The 25,710-nt window shown below is 41.9% G+C and carries 24 protein-coding genes and 1 other RNA gene; 17 read left to right on the top strand and 8 right to left on the bottom strand.

What is annotated here, in order from left to right; all coding sequences use genetic code 11:
- The first annotated feature begins 15 nt into the window (after window positions 1–15).
- From OO184_RS08100 to amtB, 5 genes are all read left to right on the top strand, one after another.
- Window positions 16–477 carry an Lrp/AsnC family transcriptional regulator gene (locus OO184_RS08100; protein ID WP_049582560.1) on the top strand — a complete coding sequence of 154 codons (462 nt, stop codon included), beginning with the start codon at window positions 16–18 and terminating at the stop codon, window positions 475–477.
- Between the two features lie 86 nt (window positions 478–563).
- Complete coding sequence (locus OO184_RS08105; RefSeq protein WP_265378736.1) at window positions 564–2,324, top strand: SmdA family multidrug ABC transporter permease/ATP-binding protein; 1,761 nt, start codon at window positions 564–566, stop codon at window positions 2,322–2,324.
- Window position 2,325: 1 nt separating this feature from the next.
- On the top strand, window positions 2,326–4,110 hold the full coding sequence (locus OO184_RS08110) for a SmdB family multidrug efflux ABC transporter permease/ATP-binding protein (protein WP_265378737.1): 1,785 nt from the start codon (window positions 2,326–2,328) through the stop codon (window positions 4,108–4,110).
- Window positions 4,111–4,290: 180 nt separating this feature from the next.
- On the top strand, window positions 4,291–4,629 hold the full coding sequence (gene glnK / locus OO184_RS08115) for a P-II family nitrogen regulator (RefSeq protein ID WP_049582557.1): 339 nt from the start codon (window positions 4,291–4,293) through the stop codon (window positions 4,627–4,629).
- Between the two features lie 22 nt (window positions 4,630–4,651).
- A complete protein-coding gene (gene amtB, locus OO184_RS08120) occupies window positions 4,652–5,935 on the top strand; it encodes an ammonium transporter AmtB (RefSeq protein WP_265378738.1) in 1,284 nt (427 codons plus the stop codon).
- A 69-nt stretch (window positions 5,936–6,004) separates the two neighbouring features.
- Here the strand turns inward: amtB and tesB are convergent, their stop codons facing one another.
- Window positions 6,005–6,868: an acyl-CoA thioesterase II gene (gene tesB, locus OO184_RS08125; RefSeq protein WP_265378739.1), complete on the bottom strand. Its 864-nt coding sequence runs from the start codon at window positions 6,866–6,868 to the stop codon at window positions 6,005–6,007.
- A 249-nt stretch (window positions 6,869–7,117) separates the two neighbouring features.
- On the opposite strand from tesB, the gene OO184_RS08130 reads away from it, so the two are divergent.
- Both OO184_RS08130 and ffs read left to right on the top strand, forming a co-directional pair.
- Window positions 7,118–7,564: a YbaY family lipoprotein gene (locus OO184_RS08130; protein WP_265378740.1), complete on the top strand. Its 447-nt coding sequence runs from the start codon at window positions 7,118–7,120 to the stop codon at window positions 7,562–7,564.
- Window positions 7,565–7,698: 134 nt separating this feature from the next.
- Window positions 7,699–7,795, top strand: an RNA gene (ffs, locus tag OO184_RS08135) — signal recognition particle sRNA small type.
- Between the two features lie 99 nt (window positions 7,796–7,894).
- Here the strand turns inward: ffs and OO184_RS08140 are convergent.
- The 3 genes from OO184_RS08140 to OO184_RS08150 form a co-directional block, all read right to left on the bottom strand.
- Window positions 7,895–8,098, bottom strand: coding sequence for an HHA domain-containing protein (locus OO184_RS08140; protein ID WP_011147992.1), 204 nt, complete (start codon window positions 8,096–8,098; stop codon window positions 7,895–7,897).
- Between the two features lie 1,052 nt (window positions 8,099–9,150).
- Window positions 9,151–12,300 (bottom strand): efflux RND transporter permease subunit, encoded by a 3,150-nt coding sequence (locus OO184_RS08145; protein WP_265378741.1) that lies wholly within the window; start codon window positions 12,298–12,300, stop codon window positions 9,151–9,153.
- Between the two features lie 18 nt (window positions 12,301–12,318).
- Window positions 12,319–13,512, bottom strand: coding sequence for an efflux RND transporter periplasmic adaptor subunit (locus tag OO184_RS08150; RefSeq protein WP_265378742.1), 1,194 nt, complete (start codon window positions 13,510–13,512; stop codon window positions 12,319–12,321).
- A 129-nt stretch (window positions 13,513–13,641) separates the two neighbouring features.
- On the opposite strand from OO184_RS08150, the gene acrR reads away from it, so the two are divergent.
- The 4 genes from acrR to OO184_RS08170 all read left to right on the top strand — a co-directional run bounded on the left by acrR (window position 13,642) and on the right by OO184_RS08170 (window position 16,585).
- On the top strand, window positions 13,642–14,283 hold the full coding sequence (acrR, locus tag OO184_RS08155; RefSeq protein WP_065389297.1) for a multidrug efflux transporter transcriptional repressor AcrR: 642 nt from the start codon (window positions 13,642–13,644) through the stop codon (window positions 14,281–14,283).
- Window positions 14,284–14,694: 411 nt separating this feature from the next.
- Entirely contained in the window at window positions 14,695–15,369 is a 675-nt protein-coding gene (locus OO184_RS08160; protein WP_088375052.1) for an energy-coupling factor ABC transporter ATP-binding protein, read from the top strand.
- Window positions 15,366–15,995 (top strand): energy-coupling factor transporter transmembrane component T family protein, encoded by a 630-nt coding sequence (locus OO184_RS08165; protein WP_265378743.1) that lies wholly within the window; start codon window positions 15,366–15,368, stop codon window positions 15,993–15,995. Before OO184_RS08160 ends, OO184_RS08165 begins: the two co-directional genes overlap by 4 nt.
- A 41-nt stretch (window positions 15,996–16,036) precedes the next feature.
- A complete protein-coding gene (locus tag OO184_RS08170) occupies window positions 16,037–16,585 on the top strand; it encodes a biotin transporter BioY (RefSeq protein ID WP_265378744.1) in 549 nt (182 codons plus the stop codon).
- Here OO184_RS08170 and OO184_RS08175 read toward each other — a convergent pair.
- Complete coding sequence (locus OO184_RS08175; protein ID WP_265378745.1) at window positions 16,582–17,487, bottom strand: DMT family transporter; 906 nt, start codon at window positions 17,485–17,487, stop codon at window positions 16,582–16,584. The two genes, OO184_RS08170 and OO184_RS08175, sit on opposite strands and share 4 nt — an antisense overlap.
- Window positions 17,488–17,521: 34 nt before the next feature.
- Window positions 17,522–18,286 carry a 2OG-Fe(II)-dependent halogenase WelO5 family protein gene (locus tag OO184_RS08180; protein ID WP_265378746.1) on the bottom strand — a complete coding sequence of 255 codons (765 nt, stop codon included), beginning with the start codon at window positions 18,284–18,286 and terminating at the stop codon, window positions 17,522–17,524.
- A gap of 122 nt (window positions 18,287–18,408) precedes the next feature.
- Between OO184_RS08180 and OO184_RS08185 the strand changes: the two genes are divergently transcribed.
- A complete protein-coding gene (locus OO184_RS08185) occupies window positions 18,409–18,846 on the top strand; it encodes a DUF1284 domain-containing protein (protein WP_265378747.1) in 438 nt (145 codons plus the stop codon).
- 127 nt (window positions 18,847–18,973) lie between these two features.
- Here the strand turns inward: OO184_RS08185 and rsmS are convergent, their stop codons facing one another.
- Together rsmS and priC are read right to left on the bottom strand one after the other, a co-directional pair.
- Complete coding sequence (gene rsmS / locus OO184_RS08190) at window positions 18,974–19,141, bottom strand: pleiotropic regulatory protein RsmS (RefSeq protein ID WP_074524823.1); 168 nt, start codon at window positions 19,139–19,141, stop codon at window positions 18,974–18,976.
- Between the two features lie 22 nt (window positions 19,142–19,163).
- Window positions 19,164–19,706 (bottom strand): primosomal replication protein PriC, encoded by a 543-nt coding sequence (gene priC, locus OO184_RS08195; protein ID WP_265378748.1) that lies wholly within the window; start codon window positions 19,704–19,706, stop codon window positions 19,164–19,166.
- 143 nt (window positions 19,707–19,849) lie between these two features.
- Here priC and apt point away from each other — a divergent pair, with 143 nt between their 5' ends.
- From apt to htpG, 5 genes are all read left to right on the top strand, one after another.
- The gene (gene apt / locus OO184_RS08200; RefSeq protein WP_265378749.1) at window positions 19,850–20,401 is read left to right on the top strand and encodes an adenine phosphoribosyltransferase; all 552 of its coding nucleotides are present in this window, start codon (window positions 19,850–19,852) and stop codon (window positions 20,399–20,401) included.
- A gap of 96 nt (window positions 20,402–20,497) precedes the next feature.
- A complete protein-coding gene (dnaX, locus tag OO184_RS08205) occupies window positions 20,498–22,477 on the top strand; it encodes a DNA polymerase III subunit gamma/tau (protein WP_265378750.1) in 1,980 nt (659 codons plus the stop codon).
- A gap of 56 nt (window positions 22,478–22,533) precedes the next feature.
- Window positions 22,534–22,863 (top strand): YbaB/EbfC family nucleoid-associated protein, encoded by a 330-nt coding sequence (locus OO184_RS08210; protein ID WP_265378751.1) that lies wholly within the window; start codon window positions 22,534–22,536, stop codon window positions 22,861–22,863.
- A complete protein-coding gene (recR, locus tag OO184_RS08215; protein WP_105394490.1) occupies window positions 22,863–23,468 on the top strand; it encodes a recombination mediator RecR in 606 nt (201 codons plus the stop codon). Before OO184_RS08210 ends, recR begins: the two co-directional genes overlap by 1 nt.
- 298 nt (window positions 23,469–23,766) lie before the next feature.
- Window positions 23,767–25,659: a molecular chaperone HtpG gene (htpG, locus tag OO184_RS08220; RefSeq protein ID WP_265378815.1), complete on the top strand. Its 1,893-nt coding sequence runs from the start codon at window positions 23,767–23,769 to the stop codon at window positions 25,657–25,659.
- Window positions 25,660–25,710 lie beyond the last annotated feature (51 nt).

Raw genomic sequence — 25,710 nt, forward strand, 5'->3', positions numbered from 1 at the left:
CTATAAGAGGTAGCTATGTTGGATAAAACAGACCGCAAGTTGCTTAAGTTACTACAGAAAGATTGTAGTCTGTCTCTGAATGCATTGGCGGAAGCTGTTAATCTTACCTCTACTCCTTGTTGGAAACGGCTAAAACGACTTGAAGATGAAGGCTATATTGTTGGCAAAGTTGCTTTGCTTGATAGTGAAAAATTAGGATTAGGGCTGACAGTGATTGTTATGATCAGAACTCAGCAGCATAACAGTAGTTGGTATGAGCAATTTGTTGCATTTATAAAGCAAATGCCAGAAGTCCTAGCTTTTTATCGTATGGCTGGTGAATGTGATTATTTAATGCATGTAGAAGTTGTGGATATGAAAAGTTATGATCTTTTCTACAAGCGTATGGTGAATGGTGTTCCGGGGTTGATTGATGTGACATCGAGTTTTGCAATGGAAAAAATCAAATACACTACAGCATTACCGATACCAGATTAACCAATTATTAATTCATTGCGTTAAGTCAATTATTCTGAGTGTCGTTCAGTATTTCTATTATCTATTTCATTTCGGGATATACACGTGTGAGGTTATTTTCTCAATTAAGTTGGTACTTCCGTAGCGAGTGGCGTCGTTATCTTGGGGCAGTGACTCTGCTTATTATTATCTCTATTCTATTGCTAATTCCGCCGTATCTGGTGGGGGTTATCGTTGATGGGATCAGTACTGCGTCTATGTCATTTTACCAATTGATGGTGTGGATTGGTGTTATGCTGGTTATCGCATTGATTGTCTATATCTTGCGTTATATATGGCGTTTATGGTTGTTTGGGGCGTCATATCAATTAGCAGTTAAATTACGGAATAATTTTTACCAACAGCTTAGCCGACAAAACCCTGAATTTTATCTGCATCACCGCACGGGAGATTTAATGGCTCGTGCTACTAATGATGTGGATCGGGTGGTATTTGCTGCGGGTGAAGGTGTGCTTACGTTAGTTGATTCACTAGTTATGGGCTGTGCAGTGCTGATTATGATGAGTATACAAATTAGTTGGCAATTAACTTTACTGTCTTTGTTGCCTATGCCGATTATGGCGATCATTATCAAACGATATGGTGATCAACTTCATCGTCGCTTCAAATCTGCACAAGGCGCATTTTCTGCTCTGAATAACCAGGCTCAAGAAAGTCTGACCAGTATTCGAATGATTAAGGCATTTGGCCTTGAAGATTTGCAATCAAATCAGTTTGAACAAGTTGCAGTGGAAGCCGGTCGTAAGAATATGTATGTTGCTAGGGTAGATGCCCGATTTGATCCAACAATTTTTATTGCCATTGGTATGTCAAACTTACTGGCTATCGGTGGAGGTAGTTGGATGGTGTTAAATGGTGTTTTAACACTTGGTGAGCTTACTAGTTTTGTGATGTACCTTGGCTTGATGATTTGGCCAATGTTAGCGCTGGCATGGATGTTTAATATCGTTGAGCGGGGAAGCGCTGCTTATAGTCGTATCCGTAGTTTGTTGCAGGAACCTCCGGTCATTGAGGATGGTGTTGGTCATCTTTTGCCTGAGCGCGGTATTCTGGATGTGAATATCAAAGCGTTTAATTATCCGCAAAGTAACAAAACTGTTCTTAATCAAATTAATTTCCAGTTATTACCTGGGCAGTTATTAGGGATCTGTGGTCCAACTGGTTCAGGTAAGAGTACACTACTTGCGCTGATACAGAGACAGTTTGATGTGACTGATGGAGAAATTCTTTTCCAGTCGTTCAAAATTGCGGATATCAGGTTAGATGAATGGCGATCACGATTTGCTGTTGTTAATCAAACCCCGTTTTTATTTTCAGATACCGTTGCCAGGAATATCGCTTTGGGACGTCCTGATGCAACACAGGAACAGATTGAAGAAGTTGCTCGCCTTGCCAACGTCCATGAAGATATTCTTCGTTTACCCGAGGGGTATCAGACAGAAGTAGGAGAGCGTGGGGTAATGCTTTCTGGGGGGCAAAAACAGCGTATCTCCATTGCAAGAGCATTACTTTTAGATGCAGAGATTTTGGTTCTAGATGACGCTTTATCTGCGGTTGATGGGCAAACTGAATACAATATCCTACAAAACCTCAGTCAGTGGAGACAGCAACGCACAGTTATTATTAGTGCTCACCGCCTGTCTGCATTAACTGATGCTGATAATATCTTGGTGATGCAGCAAGGTTCTATTGTACATCAGGGACGGCATCAGCAACTGACAGAACAGTCAGGATGGTATCGTGATATGTATTATTATCAGCAACTTGAGGCAGCATTAGATGACAAGGAAATGGCAGAAGGAGATTAAGATGACTAAAGTTCGTCGATTATGGCCGTCTCTGAAGCGCCTGCTGGTTTATGGAAAAAGTTATCGTAAGCCGTTGGGGCTGGCTGTACTCATGTTGTGGGGGGCTGCAATTGCGGAAGTCAGTGGTCCGGTTCTCATTAGTTACTTTATCGATAATATGGTTGCAACGGGTAATATGCCTATTAGGGTGGTTATCGGGCTAGCTATAACCTTTATTGTTCTGCAACTGATTACGGCTGCGTTACACTATTTTCAGGCTTTAGTGTTCAATCAAGTGTCAGTCGATGTGGTTCAGCAGCTTCGTACAGATGTGATGAATGCAGCATTGCGCCAGCCTCTGAGTGCTTTTGATAATCAACCGGTAGGGCAGTTGATTTCCCGTGTAACGAATGATACTGAAGTCATTAAAGATCTTTATGTCAATGTAGTTCCTACGGTATTTCGCAGCATGGCATTGATTGGAGCGATGTTGATTGCCATGTTTATATTGGAATGGCGTATGGCATTGATTGCAATTCTTATTTTTCCTGTCGTATTGATTGTGATGGCGATATATCAGCATTTTAGTACCCCCATCGTCTGTCGGGTACGTAGTTATTTGGCTGATATTAATGATGAGTTTAACGAAGTCATTAATGGAATGAGTGTTGTTCAGCAGTTCAGGCAACAGGCGCGTTTTGGTGAGCGTATGCTGTCAACCAATCGGGCTCATTATCAGGCGAGAATGCAAGCGTTGAGATTAGATGGGCTTTTGTTACGCCCATTACTGAGTTTGCTATCTGCTATGGTATTGTGCGGTCTTCTCGTGTTGTTTGGAATTAGTGGGCCAGGGGCGATTGGTGTCGGGGTATTGTATGCTTTTATTAATTATTTGGGGCGGTTGAATGAACCGCTCATTGAACTGACATCTCAGCAATCGATTCTGCAACAAGCTGTCGTTTCTGGTGAGAGAATATTTGAATTAATGGATAGCCCTCAACAAGGTTATGGCATGGATAGTCAGCCACTGTCCAGTGGTCGAATTGATATAGAAAATATTAGTTTTTCCTATCGGCACGGAAAAATAGTTTTGCAGGATATTAACTTACAGGTTCCGGCTCATGGTTTTGTTGCTTTGGTTGGTCATACTGGTAGTGGTAAAAGTACGTTGGCAAATTTGCTGATGGGGTATTACCCGTGGCAGAAAGGGGAAATTTATCTTGATGGCCGGCCGGTATCATCCTTGTCTCATTCGGTATTACGTAATGGTGTGGCAATAGTTCAGCAGGACCCGGTCATTCTTGCTGACTCTTTCTTTGAAAATATTACGCTTGGTCGGAATATTTCAGAAGAGAAGGTTTGGCAAGTGCTGGAAACTGTTCAATTAGCTGAATTAATACGTACATTGCCTGATGGACTTCATACTCTTTTGGGAGAGCAAGGTAATACGTTGTCATCTGGTCAAAAACAGTTACTTGCTATGGCGAGAGTGTTAGTGCAAACACCACAAATTTTGATCCTTGATGAAGCGACTGCAAATATTGATTCTGGTACGGAACAAGCGGTACAGCAAGCCTTAAGATTGATTCGTCAACAAACAACGTTGATCGTGATTGCTCATCGTCTGTCTACCATTGTGGAGGCTGATACTATTCTGGTGCTGCATCGTGGTGCAGTTATTGAACAGGGATGCCATCAACAATTATTAGCGAGTCGTGGGCGTTACTATCAGATGTATCAGTTGCAACAAGTAGGTGAAACGCTAAATGAATGTGGCACAATCTCTGAGGAAGAGGTGGTAATTTAATCAGGTTTGCATTGATTTGGTGCACTCACGGGAGAGCATATTCACTGTTCTCCTCCCTTCTTATTCACCATAATTTTTTATTCTCTTTATTATTATTTGATTTCTATATGTTTTTAGTTTCTGGCACACCTCTTGCTATTTCCTTATTGCAAACATAATAGCCGGATGGAAGGGGGATATATGAAGCTCATTACGACAATCATAAAACCATTCAAATTGGAGGATATTCGGGAAGTTCTCTCTGGTCTTGGTGTTCAAGGGTTGACCATAACAGAGGTAAAAGGATTTGGGCGTCAGAAAGGACATGCGGAGCTTTACCGTGGAGCTGAATATAGTGTCAATTTTTTGCCTAAAATAAAGATAGATATTGCTGTAGCAGATGAATTGGTTGAAGAGGTAATTCATGCTATTCAGCAATCAGCTTTCACTGGAAAAGTTGGCGACGGTAAAATCTTTGTCATTGAATTACAACAGGCTATTCGTATTAGAACAGGAGAAACTAACGATGCGGCACTGTAACTCTCTGATAGAGAAGATAGATATGAAAAAACAATTCTCAGTGGCTGCTGGTGTCGTGGCCAGTTGTGTACCATCATTATCCCAGGCTGCGGAAGGCGTTGCTGATAAAGCTGATAATGCTTTTATGATGATTTGTACAGTCCTTGTTTTGTTTATGACCATTCCAGGAATTGCTCTGTTTTATGGTGGATTGCTACGGAGTAAAAACGTTTTATCGCTAATGGCTCAGGTCATGGTGAGCTTTGCTTTAGTATGTGTATTGTGGGTGATTTACGGTTATAGCTTGGCTTTTGCGCCAGGGAATGGTTTTTTCGGTGGTTTTAGTCAAATGATGCTAAAGAATTTAGCATTCACGGACTTAAGTGGCGATTTTTATCAGCTAATTCATGTGGCATTTCAGGGTTCTTTCGCTTGTATCACAGTTGCTTTGATTATTGGTGCGTTAGGGGAACGTATTCGCTTTTCGGCTTTGTTAATTTTTAGTGTGCTGTGGTTGACATTTTCTTACCTGCCTATGGCGCATATGGTTTGGGGTGGTGGTGTACTTTCACAGGATGGAGCATTGGATTTTGCTGGTGGTACGGTTGTCCATGTTAACGCTGCTGTTGCTGGATTAGTTGGTGCTTACTTGCTAGGAAAACGTACTGGTTTTGGGAAAGAGGCATTTAAACCACATAATTTGCCGATGGTCTTCACCGGTACTGCTGTGCTCTATATTGGTTGGTTTGGCTTTAATGCTGGTTCTGCTAGTGCTGCTAATGAGATAGCTGCTCTGGCATTTTTAAATACCATTGTAGCGACTGCCGCCGCTATCTTGTCATGGGTTTTTGCAGAATGGCTTTTCCGTAATAAACCTTCTCTTTTAGGGGCATGTTCAGGCTGTATTGCTGGACTGGTTGGCATTACACCTGCTGCTGGAATGGTGGGTGTTGGTGGTGCATTAGTCATTGGTTTGATCGCGGGTTTTACCGGACTTTGGGGGGTGGTTGCTTTAAAACGATGGTTACGTGTTGACGATGTATGTGATGTATTTGGTATACACGGCGTATGTGGGATCGTAGGTTGCTTACTGACTGGGGTTTTTACGGCTAAATCTTTGGGAGGAACCGGCCATGCGAAGGGTATAACCATGTTGGAGCAAGTTGGTATTCAGGCTTTTAGTATACTGGTTTGCGTGGTTTGGTCAGTCATTGTTGCCTTTGTTGCTTTTAAAATAGCAGAGCTGTTGGTAGGGCTGCGGGTTACAGTTGAGGTTGAAAGAGAAGGATTGGATATTAATTCTCACGGAGAGAGTGCTTATAATTAAGTTGTAATAAGAGGGCAGCAATAAGACCACAAAATGTAATGCGGGTTCTTAGTTTGCTGCCTTATTCATTTATCTGTTGCGTTTCCTAATTAGACCTTCCTGTACAGTGGAAGCAACAAGTATCCCTTCACGATTATAAATCTGTCCCCGAACAAAACCACGAGCACCGGAAGCTGACGGACTATCTACAGCATATAGTAGCCAGTCGTCTAGTCTAAATGGGCGGTGGAACCACATAGAATGATCAATTGTTGCTATCTGAATATTTTTCTCAAGGAACCCGACACCGTGTGGCTGTAACGACGTTGGCAGAAAGTTAAAATCAGAAGCATAGCCAAGTAGATATTGATGAATAAAGGGATCATCAGGCATATTGCCGTTACTACGAAACCAAACATAGCGTATAGGTTCTTCTGGTGGGCAATTAAATGGACTGTGATATTTTACAGGCCTCATTTCTAACGGACAGGGAAAAAGAAGAGTATTCTGCATCTTCTGTGGCAGTAGATGCGACATTTTTTTCACGATTTCGTCTTGGGGGATAAGTTCTTCTGGATAGGGCACATCCGGCATTATATTCTGGTGTTCAAAACCGTCTTCATGGCTTTGAAATGAGGCAGTCATATAAAAGATAGGCTTGCCATTCTGAATAGCACTGACTCGCCGGGCACTAAAACTTCCTCCATCACGAAGAATTTCAACATCATAGACGATAGGTTTGTGACTGTCTCCGGGGCGTAAGAAATAGCTATGGAAAGAATTGCCTATTCGGTCATCGACAACGGTTTGTTTGGCGGCATATAGTGCCTGACCAATCACTTGCCCCCCGAAAACCTGAGGAAAACCGAGATCTTCGCTTTGCCCTCGGTAAATACCTTCCTCAATTTTTTCCAATTTCATCAAATTTATCAGATTCTGTAATGACTTGCTCATAATACGCCTTTGTTTTCTATTAGGTTATCGAGAGTACAAGGGATGATTATTGTCTCATTAATAGATGATTAATAAATAACTAATTGTAAATGTTTTAAGTCCTGACAGTAGGGCAATAAAGAATATGAAATTTATTGTCGTTTTATATTCAAATTTTTAATCTATAATTCAAATGATTTAGATTTAATGATTTGACATTTCAATTTATTTTAATATTTATATAGATTAGTTAATAATGGAGGAATGTGTATGAAGTTATGGCAGCTCTCCACTGGCGTATTACTAGCGGTTGCTTTGGCCGGGTGTAGCGCTAAAGGTGCTGAGGTAGTAGATACTCAGGTGGAACAGATTGAAAATCCAATGAAACGGTCTTTTGTTGAAGGAAATATTAATATACTACAGCGTATGGCATTGCCAGCAGATGCTGTTCTGACAGTGGCTTTATCTGATGTATCTTTGCTTGATGCACCCTCAGTTACTCTGTCTCAGAAGGTAGAGCGTTTAGGTGGGAAACAATCACCTTTCCATTTTGTTTTGCCTTATCAACCAGATAAAATTAAGCCGGGTGCACGCATTGTTGTCAGTGCTTCTGTTTCGCTGCATAGTCGCTTGATGTTTGTGACAGATACAGCATATGAAGTGATTAATAATGGGAAGACTAAAGATATAGAAGTTACGTTGAAAGCCGTTAGATAATACATTTCCTTAATTGTATTGACTTGTAATGTACAATAAAACAGCATTCGGGCCTGCTTATCTTGCTATTTGAGTAGGTATGAATGATAATGGCGCCGCTTTGAAGTTAAAGCAACACGTCACAATGGGGGCTCTGTTGGTTCTCCCGCAACGCTAACTTGTTAACTTGGTCAGGTCCGGAAGGAAGCAGCCATAGCAGGAGATGTGTGTGCCGGGATGTCGCTGGCAGAGCCCTCGCCAATTTTATTGATAACCTAAATAAATAGATGATCTAAATAAGCCGATAGCACTTTACCGGCTCGGATCACTTTCTATCTGATAAAGACTATTTTAGCGAACGTATTTCCATACTGAAGGTGGAATTCTATCATACAGTTTATTCATGGTCAGCTCAGCTAGGCGGTGATCCGCAGCAGAGTAGAATAGTTCAAGTTCATCTCCTGAAAGTTCATATTTGTTCTTCTCAATCACACGTTCTAGTGTATCAATCGTGGTGCATTTTCTTAAACGCATCAGATAATCAGTTTTAGTCATAATCGCCTTTCTTATTTAACATATATAAAAAATTATTGAGGGAAATATTCAATCAAATTTTGCTCAAAGAGCAATTTAAATCCTGTAACAGGACGCTGGTTGAGCGTTCATTAGTTTTTTACTATTCCACAGGTTTGGAAACGTTAATCTTAATTTGTTTCCAAACAACATGTAAGTATATGTATTATCAGTACATTTATCAATTCAAGAGAGAAGGCTTAAATCATCAGAATACTTTATTTTAAAGTACCAAACGAAAGTTGATATGTATTCAATCTATTTGTTTAGCGTTAAATTATTCTGAGATGTAAAAATTATTTTCATAACCAGTCTCATCTCTGTGTACTTTGCACCAGAAGTGCTTCTTGCCTTAGATTCTCACATAAGTATTTTAATTCATCAATATTATGTCATCTTGAGTGAATATTCATCCATGCTATGTTGATCTTCCTGTATACGCCATTACTTAATTTTTTGAGTTAAACATTAGGCATATACACGTATTATAAAATTTTTTTCGAGAGATTATTATTATGTATCTATAATCGTTCTTTGGGATTATTTATCTTTTTTACAGATGGCTCTGATTTGCTTCTGGTAAATCAGGATCAGCTCTTAACAAAAATTCATACCTTAACTCAATAAACTATAAATATCGGCTAATATGTGCGAGTTAATATGTAGGTTTATATAAAACAGTATTAGCCTCAGATACCGGTAACGGCAGATTATAGCCTGATGGCTACAATAATCAATGAATATAACATCATTATTACATAAGTCACTATGTGCTGGTATTGTTTTTTGTCATTTAGTGTAAAAAAAGATAAAGTAATTTTTGTCTGACAACTTTCATATTAATTTTATTAAAGTCACTAATGCTTGGATTTTTAAAGCTATTTTATACTCATAAGTGGTGATTATAATTAAATTTAAACAAAACTACTTAAAGATTAAGTGGATAGATTAATGATCAGAATCTTGCCAGGTAGAAGCAACTATTATATTTAAGAAGGCCGATTTGACGGCCTCCTGGTTATTGTTGGTAGTATTTAATGAGATTCTGATGCAGGTTCAATCTCCTCCGCTTTCTTACTGAAACGTCGTTTTATAACTACAAAGAATACTGGTACGAAAAAGATTGCTAGTGAGGTTGCTGCAATCATTCCGCCTAATACCCCAGTACCCACTGCGTTTTGAGAGCCGGAGCCTGCACCATTACTTAGTACTAGGGGGATAACACCTAACATAAATGCTAGTGATGTCATTAGGATTGGGCGAAGACGCATTCTTACTGCATCTAGCGTAGCTTCTATCAACCCCTTGCCTTCTTTTTCCATCAGATCCTTGGCGAATTCAACGATGAGTATCGCGTTTTTCGCCGACAAACCGATAGTGGTTAACAAGCCAACTTTAAAGTAAACATCGTTATCTAAACCGCGGAATGTTGTTGCTAACAAGGCCCCAACGATACCCAGTGGTACTACTAACATAACTGAGAATGGAATTGACCAGCTTTCATACAGTGCTGCCAGACATAGGAATACTACTATCAATGATAATGCATACAGAGCTGGGGCCTGATTACCGGATAAGCGTTCCTGATAGGACATACCTGTCCAGTCGAAACCAATCCCATTTGGTAGCTTAGATGCCAGTTCTTCCATCAGGGCCATTGCATCACCGGTACTTTTACCTGGAGCTGCTTCACCCAGAATTTCCATTGATGGCAAACCGTTGTAACGTTCCAAGCGTGGCGAACCGTAGGTCCAGGGTTCTTTGGATGCATCTATAAAGGCAGAGAATGGAACCATTTCACCTTGTTTGTTACGGACATGCAGTTTGTAGATATCACTTGGCAACATACGATAAGGCGCTTCCGACTGAACGTAAACTTTTTTGACACGACCGCGATCAATAAAGTCGTTCACATAGTTACTACCAAACATCGTGCTGAGTGTTGAATTAATATCAGAGATGGAAACACCGAGAGCTTCAGCTTTTTCCTGATCGATCCTGAGCCGATATTGAGGGGTATCTTCCTGACCATTAGGACGAACACCTACTAACATATCTGGATGCTGTTGTATCATGCCAAGTAATTGGTTACGGGCTTCTGTTAGCTTCTCATGTCCAAGGTTTGCTTTATCAATTAATTCAAAATCAAAGCCGGTTGCTGAACCTAACTCTACAATTGCTGGGATATTAAACGCAAAAACCATGCCTTCTTTGATTTTCTGGAAGTGAGCACTAGCCCTGGCAACGATAGCAGGTACTTTGTTTTCAGCGCCAGAGCGTTCCCCCCAGTCTTTCAGGCTTATAAAGCCCAACCCAGTGTTTTGCCCTTGACCACTAAAACCAAAGCCGCTGACGGTAAATACAGAAACCACACGATCTTTTTCTTCTGTATTGAAGTAATCGCTTACCTTATCCAGAACTTTCTCTGTTTGTTCCTGTGTTGCCCCCGCAGGTAATTGAACCATTGTCAGCAATACTCCCTGATCTTCTTCAGGAAGAAAGGAGGATGGTAAACGTGTGAACATGAGGGCCATACCAGCCACCAGGAATACATAAATTACCAGATAACGACCTGTATTGCGTAGAATACGACCGACACTGTCAGTATAGTGGTGGGTACTTTTGTCAAATATGCGGTTGAACCAACCAAAGATGCCGGTTTGCTTACCGTGGCTACCTTTGGCAATAGGTTTCAACATAGTGGCACATAGAGCTGGTGTCAGGATTAAGGCTACCAGTACAGATAGTACCATTGCAGATACGATGGTAATCGAGAATTGACGATAAATTGCCCCGGTTGAACCGCCGAAGAAGGCCATTGGGATAAATACAGCAGACAGCACCATTGCAATACCAACTAGGGCGCTTTGGATTTGTCCCATTGATTTCCTGGTTGCTTCTTTTGGCGATAGACCTTCTTCCTGCATAACACGTTCAACGTTTTCTACAACAACAATGGCATCGTCTACCAATAAGCCAATGGCAAGAACCATAGCAAACATGGTTAATGTATTTATTGAATAGCCAAATGTAGCAAGTATTGCAAATGTTCCTAAGAGCACGACTGGAACTGCAATGGTTGGAATGAGTGTAGCGCGGAAATTTTGGAGAAATAGGTACATTACCACGAACACAAGCATAATTGCTTCAACGAGTGTTTTTACCACCTCGTTAATAGAAATTTTAACGAATGGTGTGGTGTCATATGGATAGACGATTTTCAGCCCGTGAGGGAAGAAAGGTTCCATATTTTTTAGTGCTTCTTTTACTGCTTTGGATGTATCCAGAGCGTTAGCGCCTGTCGCTAGTTTGACACCGATACCCGCAGCAGGTTTACCGTTATAGCGGGCAATGATGTTGTAGCTTTCAGCGCCTAGTTCCACGTTTGCTACATCTTTCAGACGGACCTGAGAACCGTCAGTATTGACGCGCAGAAGAATATTACTGAACTCTTCCGGTGAGGTTAGACGTGTTTGAGCAATGATCGAAGCATTCAAGCGTTGACCTGGAACGGGGGGGGTTCCTCCTAATTGACCGGCGGCTATTTGGTTATTTTGCGCTTTGATTGCATTTATTACATCCAGGGTCGTCATTTTGTAGTTAACGAGCTTGTCAGGATTTAACCAGATACGCATGGCATACTGGTTACCGAAAAGCATTGTATCACCTACACCCGTTACGCGACTTAAAGGGTCCTTGACGGTTGCGCCGACATAGTCAGAGATATCGTCCTGTGACATGGAGCCATCTTCAGAGATGAATCCGGCAACCATCAGGAAAGAGGATGTGGATTTATCTACACGTATTCCTTGCTGTTGCACTTCTTGTGGTAACAGAGGCATAGCGAGTTGCAGCTTGTTTTGTACCTGTACCTGTGCAATGTCGGGATCAGTACCCGCTTCAAAGGTTAATGTGATATTCATGTTCCCAGCAGAATCACTGTCGGAAGACATATAAACCAGGTTGTCGATACCATTCATGTTCTGTTCGATAACCTGAGTCACTGTGTTTTGTACAGTGGTGGCATCTGCGCCGGGATAAGTGGCGGCGATAGAAATCGCCGGTGGTGCGATAGTAGGATATTGCGCCACGGGTAATTTCATAATTGCCAGCAACCCAGCCAGCATGGTGATAATTGCGATTACCCATGCAAAGATTGGCCGATCTATAAAAAACTTAGGCATGAATCACCGACTCCTAAATTAAGACTTTTTCGCAGGTTCAGCTTGGTTTGCAGCAGATTTTGCATTTAAGTCCACTTCTTCTGCTTTAACCGGTATGCCGGGTTTAATTTTTTGCAAACCAGTAACAATGACCCGATCACCTGCTTTCAGACCGGAAGTTACTAGCCATTTATCACCGATAGCTTGGTTCGTGGTGATAATGCGTGGTTCGACTTTTTCGTTTGCACCAACCACCATGACAGTAGCTTCACCACGAGGTGTACGGGTAACTCCTTGTTGAGGAACGAGTATTGAATCCCGGCGAATACCTTCTTCCAGTTTTGCACGAACAAACATGCCTGGCAGTAACTCTTCATTTGGGTTAGGGAATATAGCACGAATAGTGATAGAGCCTGTTGTTTCATCTACAGTGATATCAGAGAATTCCAGGTAGCCTGTTTCACTGTAATTTTTACCATTTTCCATGATCAGGTGAACTTTGGCCTTATTGTCCCCTTTTTGCACAACACCTTTGGCGATTTCATTTTTAAGACGCAGATAATCATCACTTGACTGAGTGACATCCACATAAATTGGATCTAGTTGTTGAACAGTTGTCAGTGCTGTTGGTTGACCAACAGAAACTAGAGCGCCTTCAGTTACAGTAGATTTGCCGGAACGACCACTAATCGGCGCTGTAACTTTGGTATATGCCAAATTGATACGGGCGGTCTCTACAGTCGATTTCGCTGCCTGTACTATAGCATTCGTCTGCGCGTAGTCGGCGCTGGCTTTATCAAATTCCTGTTGACTAACATAGTTTGTACCTAACAGTGACTTATATCGGTTGACTGTCAAGCGTTCGATCTCTGCATTAGCTTGAGCTTTTGCCAACTCAGCTTTAGCTTTGTCATAGTCAGCTTGGTAAGTTGCTGGATCTATCTGATATAAAGATGTGCCTACTTTTACATCGCTACCTTCTTTATAGTTTCGTTTTAGAATTATACCGCTTACTTGTGGACGAACTTCTGCAATGCGGAAGGCTGACGTTCGGCCCGGAAGTTCTGTCGTGACCATCAGAGGTTCATTTTTCAGCGTCACGATACCGACTTCAGGAGCCTGTTGATTCCCAGCACCTTGCTGAGAGTCTTTGTCGTTACATCCTGAAAGAGCTAAGCTGCCTGAGAATACCAGTACTGTAGCCAGAGGCAAAACTCCCCTGTTTATTCGCATAAGTAAACCTCAATATTTTTAGATGTTGACCCTTCAATCCGTAAAACCATTACTCCATTAATAACAGCATGCTATAATACAAACATACGTGAATGTATGTAAATCCATTTTAGGTTAAAATTAGAGTGTATGGCACGAAAAACTAAACAACAAGCTGAGGAGACCCGGCAACAGATTATAGACGCAGCTATAAAAGAGTTTTCTGAGCGCGGTGTCTCTGCTACTTCACTGACAGATATTGCCACAACAGCAGGGGTAACCCGAGGGGCAATTTACTGGCACTTTAAAAATAAAGTAGACCTGTTTTCCGAAGCTTGTAGAATAACAGATTCTAAGATTGACGAATTAGAAAAAGAGTATCAAGCAAAATATCCTAATAATCCACTCCTGATTTTAAGAACTTTAATCATCCATATCCTGACGTCGGTCGTTGACGATCCGAAAAACCGGCTATTAATGGAGATTTTTTTCCACAAATGTGAGTTTGTTGGTGAAATGTCTGCCTTGGTGGAAGTCCGTCAGGAGCTGTGTGTTGCAGACTACGTTCGTATTGAAGAATCTCTTTCTGGTTGTATTGCATCAGGTCAGCTTCCTTATAATCTTCATCTGCGGCGAGCGGCTATCATGTTAAGAGGATTGATAACGGGCTTATTGGAAAATTGGTTATTTGCACCAGATAGTTTTGATATTCAGAAAGAAGCGGAGTCGTTAGTAGACAGTTTTATCGATATGCTTAAATATAGTGAGCATATGAAAATCACTGAAAAATGAAGAACCAGAATAATAGAGGCAAATTCTATTTTGGTAATTGCTAACAATGTGGCTAATGGCAAAAAGTCATTATCTTATGCTCTATTGTTTATCTGCTGTTATATAGCAGATGAGCTTGAGAAGCTGAGCTAAAAATATGTCTAATATCAGATACTATTGTCGGTTTTGTTAGGGAAGAGGTCAAAAAAAGCTATAACCTAAGGTAAATGTTGAAGATTATGACTGTGTAAAATGTACTGATTAGATTTGGCGAGCGTGGAATAGTTGCTCGTGACGTCAGCAAGTTGGAATTGGTTGATAACGCTGATATCAGTACATTGATTGAATTTTCCCTACGGATTTTGTAGACACATAGCGCTAAGTGAGAGCAGTGTTATATTGCTGACTACGGTTGTTAAGAGATAGCCATCTATGTTGGAAATACGAAATGTAACGCATGCCTATGGCGAGCGAGTGATATTGAAAGAATTAAATTTGCAGCTAAAGGAAAAACGGATTGCCATCATAGGTAGTAACGGTTGTGGCAAAAGTACATTCGCACGTCTTCTTAATGGATTGTTGGTACCGAAAAGTGGTGATGTTTTGGTGGATGGTCTGAACACTAGAACGGAGGGTAAAGCGATTCGGCGTAAGGTGGGTTTCGTATTTCAGAATCCTGACAATCAGATCGTTTTTCCCGTCGTTGAAGAAGATTTGGCCTTTGGGATGAAAAATCTTGGTTTTTCTAAGGACACGATTCAACAAAGAACGCAAGAGGCGCTTTCCCGATATGATTTACTTCAATTTAGGGAGTATCCTGCCCATCTTTTAAGTGGTGGTCAGAAACAACTCCTTGCGATTTCTGGTGTTCTGGTGATGGAGCCCGATTACATTATTTTCGATGAGCCTACAACCTTGCTGGATTTACGAAACAAGCGCCGTGTTGCCGAAGCAATTGATAACTTATCTCAAACTGTGATTGTAGTATCTCATGACCTTGATTTTTTGGCGGGATTTGATCGTGTTCTGGTATTTGATGATGGTCGTGTGGTAGTTGATGACATACCCTCTATTGCTATTCCTGAATATGTAAGGATGATGCTATGAGCCTGTCTGGATATAATCCTGGTTCATCATTTGTGCATCGAGTTAGCCCTGGGCTTAAAATTATTTCTTTGGTCATTCTGGGAACATTGCTTTTCGTTGTTCCTCGTATCGATCTTTCTGTTGCGGCGTTGACAGGCATCGTACTTTTATACTTGTTAGCCAAAATCTCATTAAAAACTGCTTGGATGCAGTTACGGCCGGCGCTATGGATACTCGTACTTATTTTTATAGTCCAATTGCTTTTACACCACTGGACCGCAGGTGTACTTGTGGTGGTTCGTCTTGCCTCTCTTTTGCTGCTGGCCTCGCTTGTTACTCTCACTACGCGCTCTTCTGATATGATCGGCGCATTGGAAAAGGGGCTTAGGTGGTTGTATTATCTTGGCATCAATCCTGGAAAAGTAAGCTTGGCTCTATCGCTTACTTTGCGGTTTATCCCTGTTCTGGCGTCAATTACAGAAGAAGTACGAGAAGCGCAGAAAGCAAGAGGCCTCGATAAGAGTATCATTGCAATTGCAGTTCCTGTTATTGTGCGAATGCTCAAAATGGCAGACGATATTTCCGCTGCTATTGAAGCTAGGTCCTATGATCCCGGATTTGACAGAAATAAATCAAGTAGCAAGTAAAGCAAGGGTTTGTGGCTTTATCGAAAAGAAAGGGGGATTAAATGTCTACAAGAGATATTGTTTATATAGCACTATTTGCCTCTCTAACCGTAGCGCTGGGTTTATTTCCGCCACTGACACTTCCCGTTGTAGGCGTTCCGATAACAGCGCAGTCAATGGGAGCAATGCTTGCTGGCGCCATTATTGGCGCGAAACGGGGTGGATTAGCATTATTGCTCTTTTGTGTGCTTGTTACCGTTGGATTACCGGTAATGTCTGGAGGAAGGGGAGGATTGAGTGTATTCCTCAGTCCAAGTGGCGGCTTTATTTTGGCATGGCCGATTGCTGCTTTTGTTATCGGCTATTTGTATGAGAAAAATCTTGTAAAACTAAATATCTTTAAAGAAGCTGTATTCCTTGTCTTTGGTGGAATTATGGTTGTTTATGCGGTCGGTATCCCGTGGATTGCCGCATTTGCCAAGATCAGTATTTGGCAAGCAACCGTAGGTTCGATTGGATTCATACCGGGAGATATTATCAAAATCGTACTGGTTATTTTGATTGCGAAAACGGTTCGTCGGGCTTATCCCACTCTTGAACTGCGTTCTTAAATGTTAGCTTTTTTTGTGGGCTGATGTTTGTTTGTGATTACCCAGTAGTTACCGCTAAGTGTCATCATTGTGCCGATTATGGCCCAAATGGTTGGACGATAGCCCTCTGTAACGCTGGAGATCGTCAAAGCTACGAGTGGAACGAGAAGCATTGTATAAGCTCCTCGTTCAGCACCCAAACGACCGACAACGATAAAGTAAGTTGTATATCCAATCACCGAAGGAAATAGGATCAAATAGAATAGGGATGTTACATAGGCTGGCGATAGATCAAAATTAAACGTTTGCTTGGTCAAAAGGGCATAGCTGAACAAGAATATGGCGCCATATCCCATAGAAATCCCAGTCATTGGCAGAACATTGACACCTTTTCTCTGTAACTGAACAGCGGAAATGTTAGCAAATGAGAATGTCAGGGTTGCTGCGATTGCGTAACCGAATCCTGTCCAATTCCATTTGTTATTTAAAAATTCTGGGCTAAAAACCAAAATTATTCCAGTCAGCCCGACTATAGCGCCTGCTAGCACTGTCCATGAAATCGATTGCCGTAGGAAAAGAATTGCGTTTATAGAATTGAATAATATGACTGAAGAGTAGATGAGGGCGATTAAACCGGTAGTGATCAAGGCTGTAGCCTTGTAAATCAGCAAAAATGTGACAGCGAATCCGAATGCTCCAAGTGCGGCAAAAGAGAGGTGCTCACGCCAGGTATGTGTAAGTTTTTTCCGTGAAATTACAGCAATCAAAAGTAGCAATACCGACGCACATCCAAAACGGTAAATCAAGGATATTACAGGTGAAACATCAGTTAATTGTAGTTTTGCTGCATACCACGATGTTCCTCCAGTGATGATCGTCACGACATACAGAGCAGCAGTAGAGTAAGAAGAGGCGCTCTTCATATTCAGGTCCAAAGTGTTTCACTAAAAAGATGTATTACGACCATAAGATCAACTGTTTCTCATTTAATACACCGATGAAGGAGCCTGTGGCAATTCGGTTGCTGTTTGCAGGCAGGATAATATGAGGGTTGCTGGTGTTAAAAATGACGACGGAGCTGACTTGAGGTCGGAAAGTGAAAGATTCGCAATCAGCTAATAGAGCACTGTCATACGGTTTGTATGTTTTATCAACCGCAGTACTTTTGAATGGTTGATTATAGATCACGGTTTCTCCTCCCTGAGAGGGAGGCAAAACATAGAGGTTCCAGGCAAGCTGAGCCGATATATCTCCGACGACTAAATTTCCTTTCGCAAAAGTGGGTGCATAGTCCACATGTAGATCCGAGCCACCGGAGAGAATCCGGACGATACCAGCAAAATAGGAGCCAAACCCCGGTTCTTCTGCGACCGAAATGCTGAAATTTGTATTGTGATTGATATATTGTATGAACCGAGCAACTGGATCAAAAGCTTGATTAATAATTTGGGTGAGAGTCTGCTCAGCTACGCTAACTTGAGCGAAATATTGCTCTTTTGGTCGATTGCGGTAATGAGAGAGTGGATTTCCCAAATAAAACCCTGGTTTTCCAAATTCATATGGCTTTGCCTTCATGCTCAGTATTGCAGACGAAAGCTGTTCTGCTTCTTCTTTAGTTGCAAAATCATTTATCATCGCTGCTGGAATCTTGTTATCTATGATTGCCTGCAAGCTTTCTGATGATAATTTGACAAGCTCGTTTGATATCCACCGTGACGACATAATAGCCGATTCCTAGCCGATTTTCTTTATATTAGAAAAATTGATCTATTGATGGTCAATATTGATCGTATAGCATTGATTGTATAAAAATGCAACACTTGATCACGTTCGGGAGCGCAATAATGACAGTATCTCTAAGAGGCCATCACCTTTTGTGTATTCTTACCTACGCAGGTAACGGATATTCCCCTGATTTTGTTGAAAATTACAATAGGATTATTCCTCGAATTCGGGACGAAGATATCCTGATTGTGGCAGGGCCGGATGACATATGTATCCCTTTACTTGGAGAAGACAAACCTCATTGTTTTGGTGAAAGTGTTATTGTCCGGGATAGACGAGCTTTGGAAGCCGTGAGTGCTCTTATGGGCCGACCAATTGAGATAGGTCATACATTGAGGGTTGATGAGACCTATTTTAAACAGGCGCGATGGGCTTTCAATCGTGGGATCATAAGAGCGGCTTGTGTAGGCTGTGAATGGGAGTCGCTTTGCACGCGAATTGCTGAGGATGATTATTCTTCAACGTTTCTTAAACGAAATAGTGGAAAGAGCGAGTGACGATATAAAGCCGTTTGAAATTTTGCAAAGGCTAATATTGATATGAATGTATGATCACATACTTAAGATAAACGTGAATCTTTTAGTATTGATCAAGGTATCTATTAAGATGTTTGAAGTAAATCGTTTAATATTCCTTCGTTGATTGTGACTGCTTCGCTAATTTTGCTTGGTAATCGTGTTTGACGATTTCTAATGCGGCGAGTGCAATTTCAGGGGCGATTTCATTGCATTCCAGTAAATAGATTAGATCAACAGCAAGTTGAACTTCAGGTGGTGCGTGTTCGACGGACATAAAGTATTCCTCATTTGAATCGTTAGTCCATGTTCTCTTTGTATTCAATTGATTTTTCAATTCGCGTCAAAGATTGACGGCAACGTGCTAATCTTCCGGCTAATGCCGCGATTTCTTTCTGTATTTTTTGTTGATGACTAAGTGTAGTTTGTTGATTCAATTTTAGCTCTCTATCGTTGATCATTGCGAGCAGACGGCGTTCATAATCCTGATGTTCAGCCAGTTTGTGATACAGATCAGTAGCTTGTTGTTTATGTTCAAATCGGCTCTCTTTTTTTCTCAATGACTGGGTGGACAATTCACGCTTTAATGCCTCTATTTGGGCAACCAGGCGTTCAGTCAGAAATGCGACTTGTGCGGTTCGGTGATCTTGAACACACTCTTTGAGTTGTTCCATGTTGTGCCTGACTTCGTGTAGATAACCACGGAGTTTATCGCTGTGTCGGTTAAATAAAGCTTGATCAAACCGGGCAGTAGAGAATGGTGTGTCTGCTAATGGCGCTATCTCTTCCGCCAATATATCGACCTGTTTTTCGAGTAAATTTAGTAACGGCTGCGTATTCATTTATACCCTAAAATGGTTATGTCTTGCGAAGCAGAATTAATCTGGAACAACAAAAAGTAGGCTGATGCGTGTTCATCAGTTGCTTTTTTCTATCAGTTTACATAGATTTTAGAACCTCCGTGTTCTATTCATTGGCACCGATTATGACCGCAAACGCGCAGCAACTGCAATTTATTAAAGACAGCATTGAAACGGTTCCTGATTATCCGAAACCAGGAATTCTTTTTCGTGATATTACCTCTTTATTGGATAACCCTCTTGCCTACCAAATAACAATTGATCTTCTGGTAGAGCGATATCAGGACAAAGGCATTACAAAAATCGTTGGCACCGAAGCTCGCGGTTTTCTGTTTGGCGCCCCGGTTGCGTTACGTCTTGGTGTTGGTTTTGTTCCTGTTCGTAAAGCGGGCAAACTACCTCGAGAAACATTGAGTGAGACATACGATCTAGAGTATGGCACTGATACGTTGGAAATGCATAAGGATAGCGTAAAAGAAAACGATAAAGTGTTGGTTATTGATGATTTGCTGGCAACGGGAGGAACGGTTGAAGCCACTGTCCGTTTAATCCGTCGCTTAGGCGGTGAGGTTTCTGAAGCAGCCTTTATTATTGGTTTGCTTGGTTTAGGCGGTGCTGAGCGCCTGCAAAGACAAGGTGTAAGTAGTTTTACTCTACTTGAATTTCCAGATCATTAATCTGCTTATTTTCGTATTACTAACATAACGGCCTCGCTGTCTGTAGTGAGGCTGTGTTAGCATGGTAGCCAACTGTATTCGATTTTCCCGGTATCAATGAGCTATCAGGTACTTGCCCGTAAGTGGCGTCCACAAATATTTTCTGATGTAATTGGTCAGGAATATGTCTTGGCTGCGTTAGCTAATGGTCTTGCCAACGGCCGGCTTCATCACGCCTATTTATTTTCTGGCACGCGAGGTGTCGGGAAAACAACGATCGCCCGTTTGTTTGCCAAGGGGCTAAATTGTGAAATAGGGATTACTGATAAGCCTTGTGGTAAATGTGTTAATTGCCTTGAAATTGAACAGGGGCGATTTGTCGATCTAATTGAAATTGATGCGGCTTCCCGAACTAAAGTTGAAGATACGCGCGAATTGCTAGATAACGTGCAATATGCTCCGGCTCGTGGGCGTTTTAAAGTCTACCTGATTGATGAAGTGCATATGTTGTCCCGCCACAGTTTCAATGCATTATTAAAAACGTTGGAAGAGCCGCCTGAGCATGTGAAATTTCTACTGGCAACGACTGATCCGCAAAAATTGCCAGTGACCATACTTTCCCGTTGCTTGCAGTTTCATCTCAAATCGCTGGATATTGATCAGATAAGTGGTCAGCTTGAGCGTATTCTTAAAGTTGAGCGTATAGAGAGCGACAACCGCGCTCGCCAGTTATTGGCTCGTGCTGCTGATGGCAGTATGCGCGATGCTTTGAGTCTGACGGATCAAGCTATTGCTATCGGCCAAGGTAAGGTGACTGCTGAAATAGTTAGCTTGATGCTAGGAACGTTAGATGATGAACAACCGTTATCAATTATTGAAGCATTGATTCGAGCTGACGGCCAGCAGGTTATGGCATTGGTAGAACAAGTCGCTTCGCGGGGGGCTGACTGGGAAGAGTTATTGGTAGAGATTCTTTCATTGTTACATCGTATTGCAATGCTTCAATTGTTACCTTCTCAACCAGAGAGCGATTCTTCATCAATTGAAGGCCGTTTGCGGATATTGGCAAAAGCTATTTCACCTGAAGATTTGCAACTTTATTATCAAACTTTGCTGATTGGTCGTAGGGATTTGCCGTATGCGCCGGAGCGCAGGATGGGTGTTGAAATGGCTCTGTTCAGAGCTTTGGCATTTCATCCAAAAACAGTTATTGAAGAGGTTGCTGCCCCGGTGGTAAATCCTGCGGTTATACCATCAGTTACAACACAGCCAAAACAGAGCGATCAGGGGGATGCGCCACCGGCTAATTATATTAATGAACCGGCACAATTGGATAGAATTTCTCAGTCGGAGCCTCAGATACCTCAGGCGCTTGCATCAAGCCCAACCGCGCAGTTGCTGAAAGCAAGGAATGTGTTATCCCGACAGCAAGAGCAAACGCCGACAAAAAAGCCTGAATCGGCAACGCCTGTTAAGATGAAGTCAGCAACTTCAGCCTTAGAGCGGCTTGCCGCAGTGTCAGGTCAGCGCTCTCAGTCATCAATAGATAAAAAACAGGAAAACAAACCTGAGAAAAAAGAAGCTTACCGTTGGCGTGCCAAGAATATTGAGGAGAAGAAAACAGAAACTCATGTGGCTACGCCAAAAGCTTTAAGAACAGCTTTGGAACATGAGAAGACACCAGAGCTGGCAGAGAAATTAGCGGAAGAATCTAAACAGAGAGATGCATGGGCTGAAGAAGTTGGTAAACTTAAAATTCCTAAACTGGTGCAGCAATTGGCATTAAATGCGTTCAAAGAGCAGATTAGTGCAAATAATATCCGTTTGCATCTACGTTCGAGCCAGCGTCACCTTAATTCCGCTTTCGCACAAAAGTCATTAGCGGGGGCTTTGAGCGAGTTGTACCGCGCAACGGTTGAATTCAGCATTATTGAAGATGATAATCCTGCGGAGAAAACTCCGCTGGAGTGGCGACAAGCCATTTATGAAGAGAAATTGGCACAAGCTCGCCAATCAATTATTGCGGATAAAACTATTCAAACATTGCGGCAGGTATTTGATGCTGAATTGGATGAAGAGAGTATCCGACCGGTTTAACCATGCTGCAATATGTACCTTGTTGTACGATGTAGCCATAGCGAAGAGAGAAATCTATGTTTGGTAAAGGTGGTTTGGGCAATTTAATGAAGCAGGCCCAACAAATGCAGGACAAGATGCAGAAAATGCAAGAAGAGATCGCCAATCTGGAAGTCACGGGTGAATCGGGTGCAGGTCTGGTTAAAGTGACTATCAATGGTGCTCATAATTGCCGTCGTGTTGATATCGATCCAAGCCTGATGGAAGATGACAAAGAGATGCTGGAAGACCTGATTGCAGCTGCATTCAATGACGCAGCCCGTCGTATTGAAGAGACTCAGAAAGAGAAAATGGCCGGCATTTCCAGTGGGATGCAATTGCCGCCAGGCTTTAAGATGCCATTCTGATGCAAACCAGTCCTCTCCTTGAATCCTTGATGGAAGCATTACGCTGTTTACCAGGGGTTGGCCCTAAATCTGCACAGCGGATGGCTTTTCATCTGCTACAGCGTGATCGCAGTGGTGGAATGCGTTTGGCTCAGGCATTGACAAGAGCGATGTCAGAAATTGGACACTGCAAATATTGCCGGACTTTTACTGAACAGGAACAGTGCACGATTTGTGCTAATCCACGCCGTCAACAAAATGGTCAAATCTGTGTGGTTGAAAGCCCTGCGGATATTCATGCTATTGAACAAACCGGGCAGTTTGCCGGGCGTTACTTTGTATTGATGGGGCATTTGTCCCCATTAGATGGCATTGGTCCAATGGATATTGGTTTAGACCGTCTTGAGGATCGTCTTGCCACTGAAGAAATTTCAGAGGTGATTCTGGCGACTAATCCGACAGTGGAGGGAGAGGCTACTGCCAATTATATCGCAGAGATATGCGTTCAATATGGTGTGACAGCCAGTCGTATTGCTCATGGTGTACCCGTTGGCGGTGAACTTGAGATGGTAGATGGTACAACATTGTCTCATTCAATTGCTGGGCGGCAGAAGATTACTTATTGATTTTCTGTTAATGCTTTACAGTTTTATCGAATTGTGACTGAACATGTGCTTGAATAGTGTTGTAGTTGAGTAATGTTGTAGCTGAATAGTGTTGCAGCTTGGTTAGAGCAAATCGCAAAGGTTTTGAGGCGCTACATTATATGTGGCGCATGCTTTTTAGTTCATTTTACTATGATCAAAATTACTTCATATTCTTTTCGATAATCAAACTTGAAATTCAACTTATTTATCCCCATCTGCATATCATCGTCTGATTTTGTCTGTCTGAACTGGATTTAGATTGAGGTAATAAATGAGTATGAAAGGTCAGGAAACCCGTGGATTTCAGTCTGAAGTAAAACAACTTCTGCAATTAATGATCCATTCACTCTATTCCAATAAAGAGATTTTCCTTCGTGAGCTAATCTCAAACGCTTCCGATGCTGCTGACAAATTACGTTTCCGCGCATTATCTGCTCCAAAACTTTATGAAAATGATGGTGAACTACGCGTTCGTCTTTCTTTTGATAAAGAAAAGAGAAGCATCACGATTAGTGATAATGGCATTGGTATGACTCGTGATGAAGTTATCGATAATCTTGGAACAATTGCTAAATCAGGAACAAAAGCTTTTCTGGAATCTATTGGTTCAGATCAGGCTAAAGACAGCCAGTTAATTGGTCAGTTTGGTGTTGGGTTTTACTCTGCATTTATTGTGTCTGATAAAGTCACTGTACGTACTCGTGCTGCCGGCGCTTCAATTGATCAGGGCGTATTTTGGGAATCTGCTGGAGAAGGCGATTACACGGTTGCTGATATTGAAAAAGAGACGCGCGGTACAGAGATCACCCTTCATTTACGTGAAGGAGAAGATGAATTCCTGAATGACTGGCGTTTGCGTTCTGTTATCAGTAAATACTCTGACCATATTGCTTTGCCGGTTGAAATTGAAACCAAAAATAAGAGCGAAGAAGAGGGTGAAGAGGATACAGTAACTTGGGAGAAGATTAATAAAGCTCAAGCTTTGTGGACTCGTGGTAAATCTGAAATTACAGATGAAGAGTACAAAGAGTTCTACAAACATATTTCTCATGATTTTTCTGATCCGCTGATCTGGAGCCATAACCGCGTAGAAGGTAAACAGGAATATACCAGCATGCTTTATATTCCATCTCAGGCTCCGTGGGATATGTGGAACCGTGAGCATAAGCACGGGCTGAAATTATATGTCCAGCGTGTGTTTATTATGGATGATGCGGAACAGTTTATGCCGAACTATTTACGCTTTGTCCGTGGCCTGATTGACTCCAACGACTTGCCGCTGAACGTTTCCCGTGAAATTTTGCAAGATAACTCTATTACCCGTAATTTACGTAATGCATTGACCAAACGTGCATTACAGATGTTGGATAAACTGGCGAAAGATGATGCAGAAAAGTACCAGCAATTCTGGCAACAGTTTGGTCTGGTAATGAAAGAAGGTCCGGCAGAGGATAGTACTAACAAAGAAGCTATCGCTAAATTGCTACGTTTTGCTTCTACTCATAATGACGACTCGGCACAGACAGTTTCTTTGGAAGAGTATGTGAGTAGGATGACCGAAGGTCAGGATAAGATCTACTACATCACCGCAGACAGCTATGCTGCGGCGAAAAACAGCCCTCATCTGGAGCTGTTCCGTAAGAAAGGTATTGAGGTTCTGTTGCTGTCAGAGCGCATTGATGAATGGATGATGGGATACCTCACTGATTTTGACGGTAAAAAATTCCAGTCAGTCAGTAAGGCCGATGAATCCCTGGATAAATTGGCAGATGAAAACAAAGCCGAGCAGGAAGAAATTGAAAAGCAGTTGGAGCCGTTTGTTGAGCGTGTGAAAACATTGCTTGGCGATCGCGTAAAAGAGGTTAAATTGACTCACCGTCTGACGGATACTCCGGCAATTGTGACAACAAATGCGGATGAAATGAGCACGCAGATGGCGAAACTGTTTGCTGCGGCTGGTCAACAGGTGCCGGACGTAAAATACAATTTTGAATTGAATCCTGATCATCAGTTGGTAAAACTGGCTGCTGATATCAGTGATGAGGCTCAATTCGCGGATTGGATTGAACTGTTGCTTGATCAGGCATTGTTTGCTGAGCGCGGCACATTGGAAGATCCAAATCAGTTTATTCGCCGTATGAATCAGTTGCTATTGTCTGAAAAAGCTTGATTTAACTATACCCAATGGATTTCAAGATGCATCGCGACGGCAAGGGAGCGA

Origin of the sequence: Photorhabdus aballayi, assembly GCF_026153155.1 — a bacterium.
Classification (GTDB): domain Bacteria; phylum Pseudomonadota; class Gammaproteobacteria; order Enterobacterales; family Enterobacteriaceae; genus Photorhabdus; species Photorhabdus luminescens.

Coding starts and splice junctions, on each gene's coding strand:
- OO184_RS08180 (WP_265378746.1), bottom strand. CDS start 18,286: ATGTCGTCACGGTGGATATCAAACGAGCTTGTCAAATTATCATCAGAA.
- OO184_RS08110 (WP_265378737.1), top strand. CDS start 2,326: ATGACTAAAGTTCGTCGATTATGGCCGTCTCTGAAGCGCCTGCTGGTT.
- OO184_RS08130 (WP_265378740.1), top strand. CDS start 7,118: ATGAAGTTATGGCAGCTCTCCACTGGCGTATTACTAGCGGTTGCTTTG.
- OO184_RS08165 (WP_265378743.1), top strand. CDS start 15,366: ATGAGCCTGTCTGGATATAATCCTGGTTCATCATTTGTGCATCGAGTT.
- rsmS (WP_074524823.1), bottom strand. CDS start 19,141: ATGTCCGTCGAACACGCACCACCTGAAGTTCAACTTGCTGTTGATCTA.
- OO184_RS08175 (WP_265378745.1), bottom strand. CDS start 17,487: ATGAAGAGCGCCTCTTCTTACTCTACTGCTGCTCTGTATGTCGTGACG.
- OO184_RS08170 (WP_265378744.1), top strand. CDS start 16,037: ATGTCTACAAGAGATATTGTTTATATAGCACTATTTGCCTCTCTAACC.
- OO184_RS08145 (WP_265378741.1), bottom strand. CDS start 12,300: ATGCCTAAGTTTTTTATAGATCGGCCAATCTTTGCATGGGTAATCGCA.
- htpG (WP_265378815.1), top strand. CDS start 23,767: ATGAAAGGTCAGGAAACCCGTGGATTTCAGTCTGAAGTAAAACAACTT.
- acrR (WP_065389297.1), top strand. CDS start 13,642: ATGGCACGAAAAACTAAACAACAAGCTGAGGAGACCCGGCAACAGATT.
- OO184_RS08160 (WP_088375052.1), top strand. CDS start 14,695: ATGTTGGAAATACGAAATGTAACGCATGCCTATGGCGAGCGAGTGATA.
- OO184_RS08210 (WP_265378751.1), top strand. CDS start 22,534: ATGTTTGGTAAAGGTGGTTTGGGCAATTTAATGAAGCAGGCCCAACAA.
- OO184_RS08185 (WP_265378747.1), top strand. CDS start 18,409: ATGACAGTATCTCTAAGAGGCCATCACCTTTTGTGTATTCTTACCTAC.
- recR (WP_105394490.1), top strand. CDS start 22,863: ATGCAAACCAGTCCTCTCCTTGAATCCTTGATGGAAGCATTACGCTGT.
- tesB (WP_265378739.1), bottom strand. CDS start 6,868: ATGAGCAAGTCATTACAGAATCTGATAAATTTGATGAAATTGGAAAAA.
- priC (WP_265378748.1), bottom strand. CDS start 19,706: ATGAATACGCAGCCGTTACTAAATTTACTCGAAAAACAGGTCGATATA.
- OO184_RS08150 (WP_265378742.1), bottom strand. CDS start 13,512: ATGCGAATAAACAGGGGAGTTTTGCCTCTGGCTACAGTACTGGTATTC.
- apt (WP_265378749.1), top strand. CDS start 19,850: ATGACCGCAAACGCGCAGCAACTGCAATTTATTAAAGACAGCATTGAA.
- OO184_RS08100 (WP_049582560.1), top strand. CDS start 16: ATGTTGGATAAAACAGACCGCAAGTTGCTTAAGTTACTACAGAAAGAT.
- dnaX (WP_265378750.1), top strand. CDS start 20,498: ATGAGCTATCAGGTACTTGCCCGTAAGTGGCGTCCACAAATATTTTCT.
- glnK (WP_049582557.1), top strand. CDS start 4,291: ATGAAGCTCATTACGACAATCATAAAACCATTCAAATTGGAGGATATT.
- amtB (WP_265378738.1), top strand. CDS start 4,652: ATGAAAAAACAATTCTCAGTGGCTGCTGGTGTCGTGGCCAGTTGTGTA.
- OO184_RS08140 (WP_011147992.1), bottom strand. CDS start 8,098: ATGACTAAAACTGATTATCTGATGCGTTTAAGAAAATGCACCACGATT.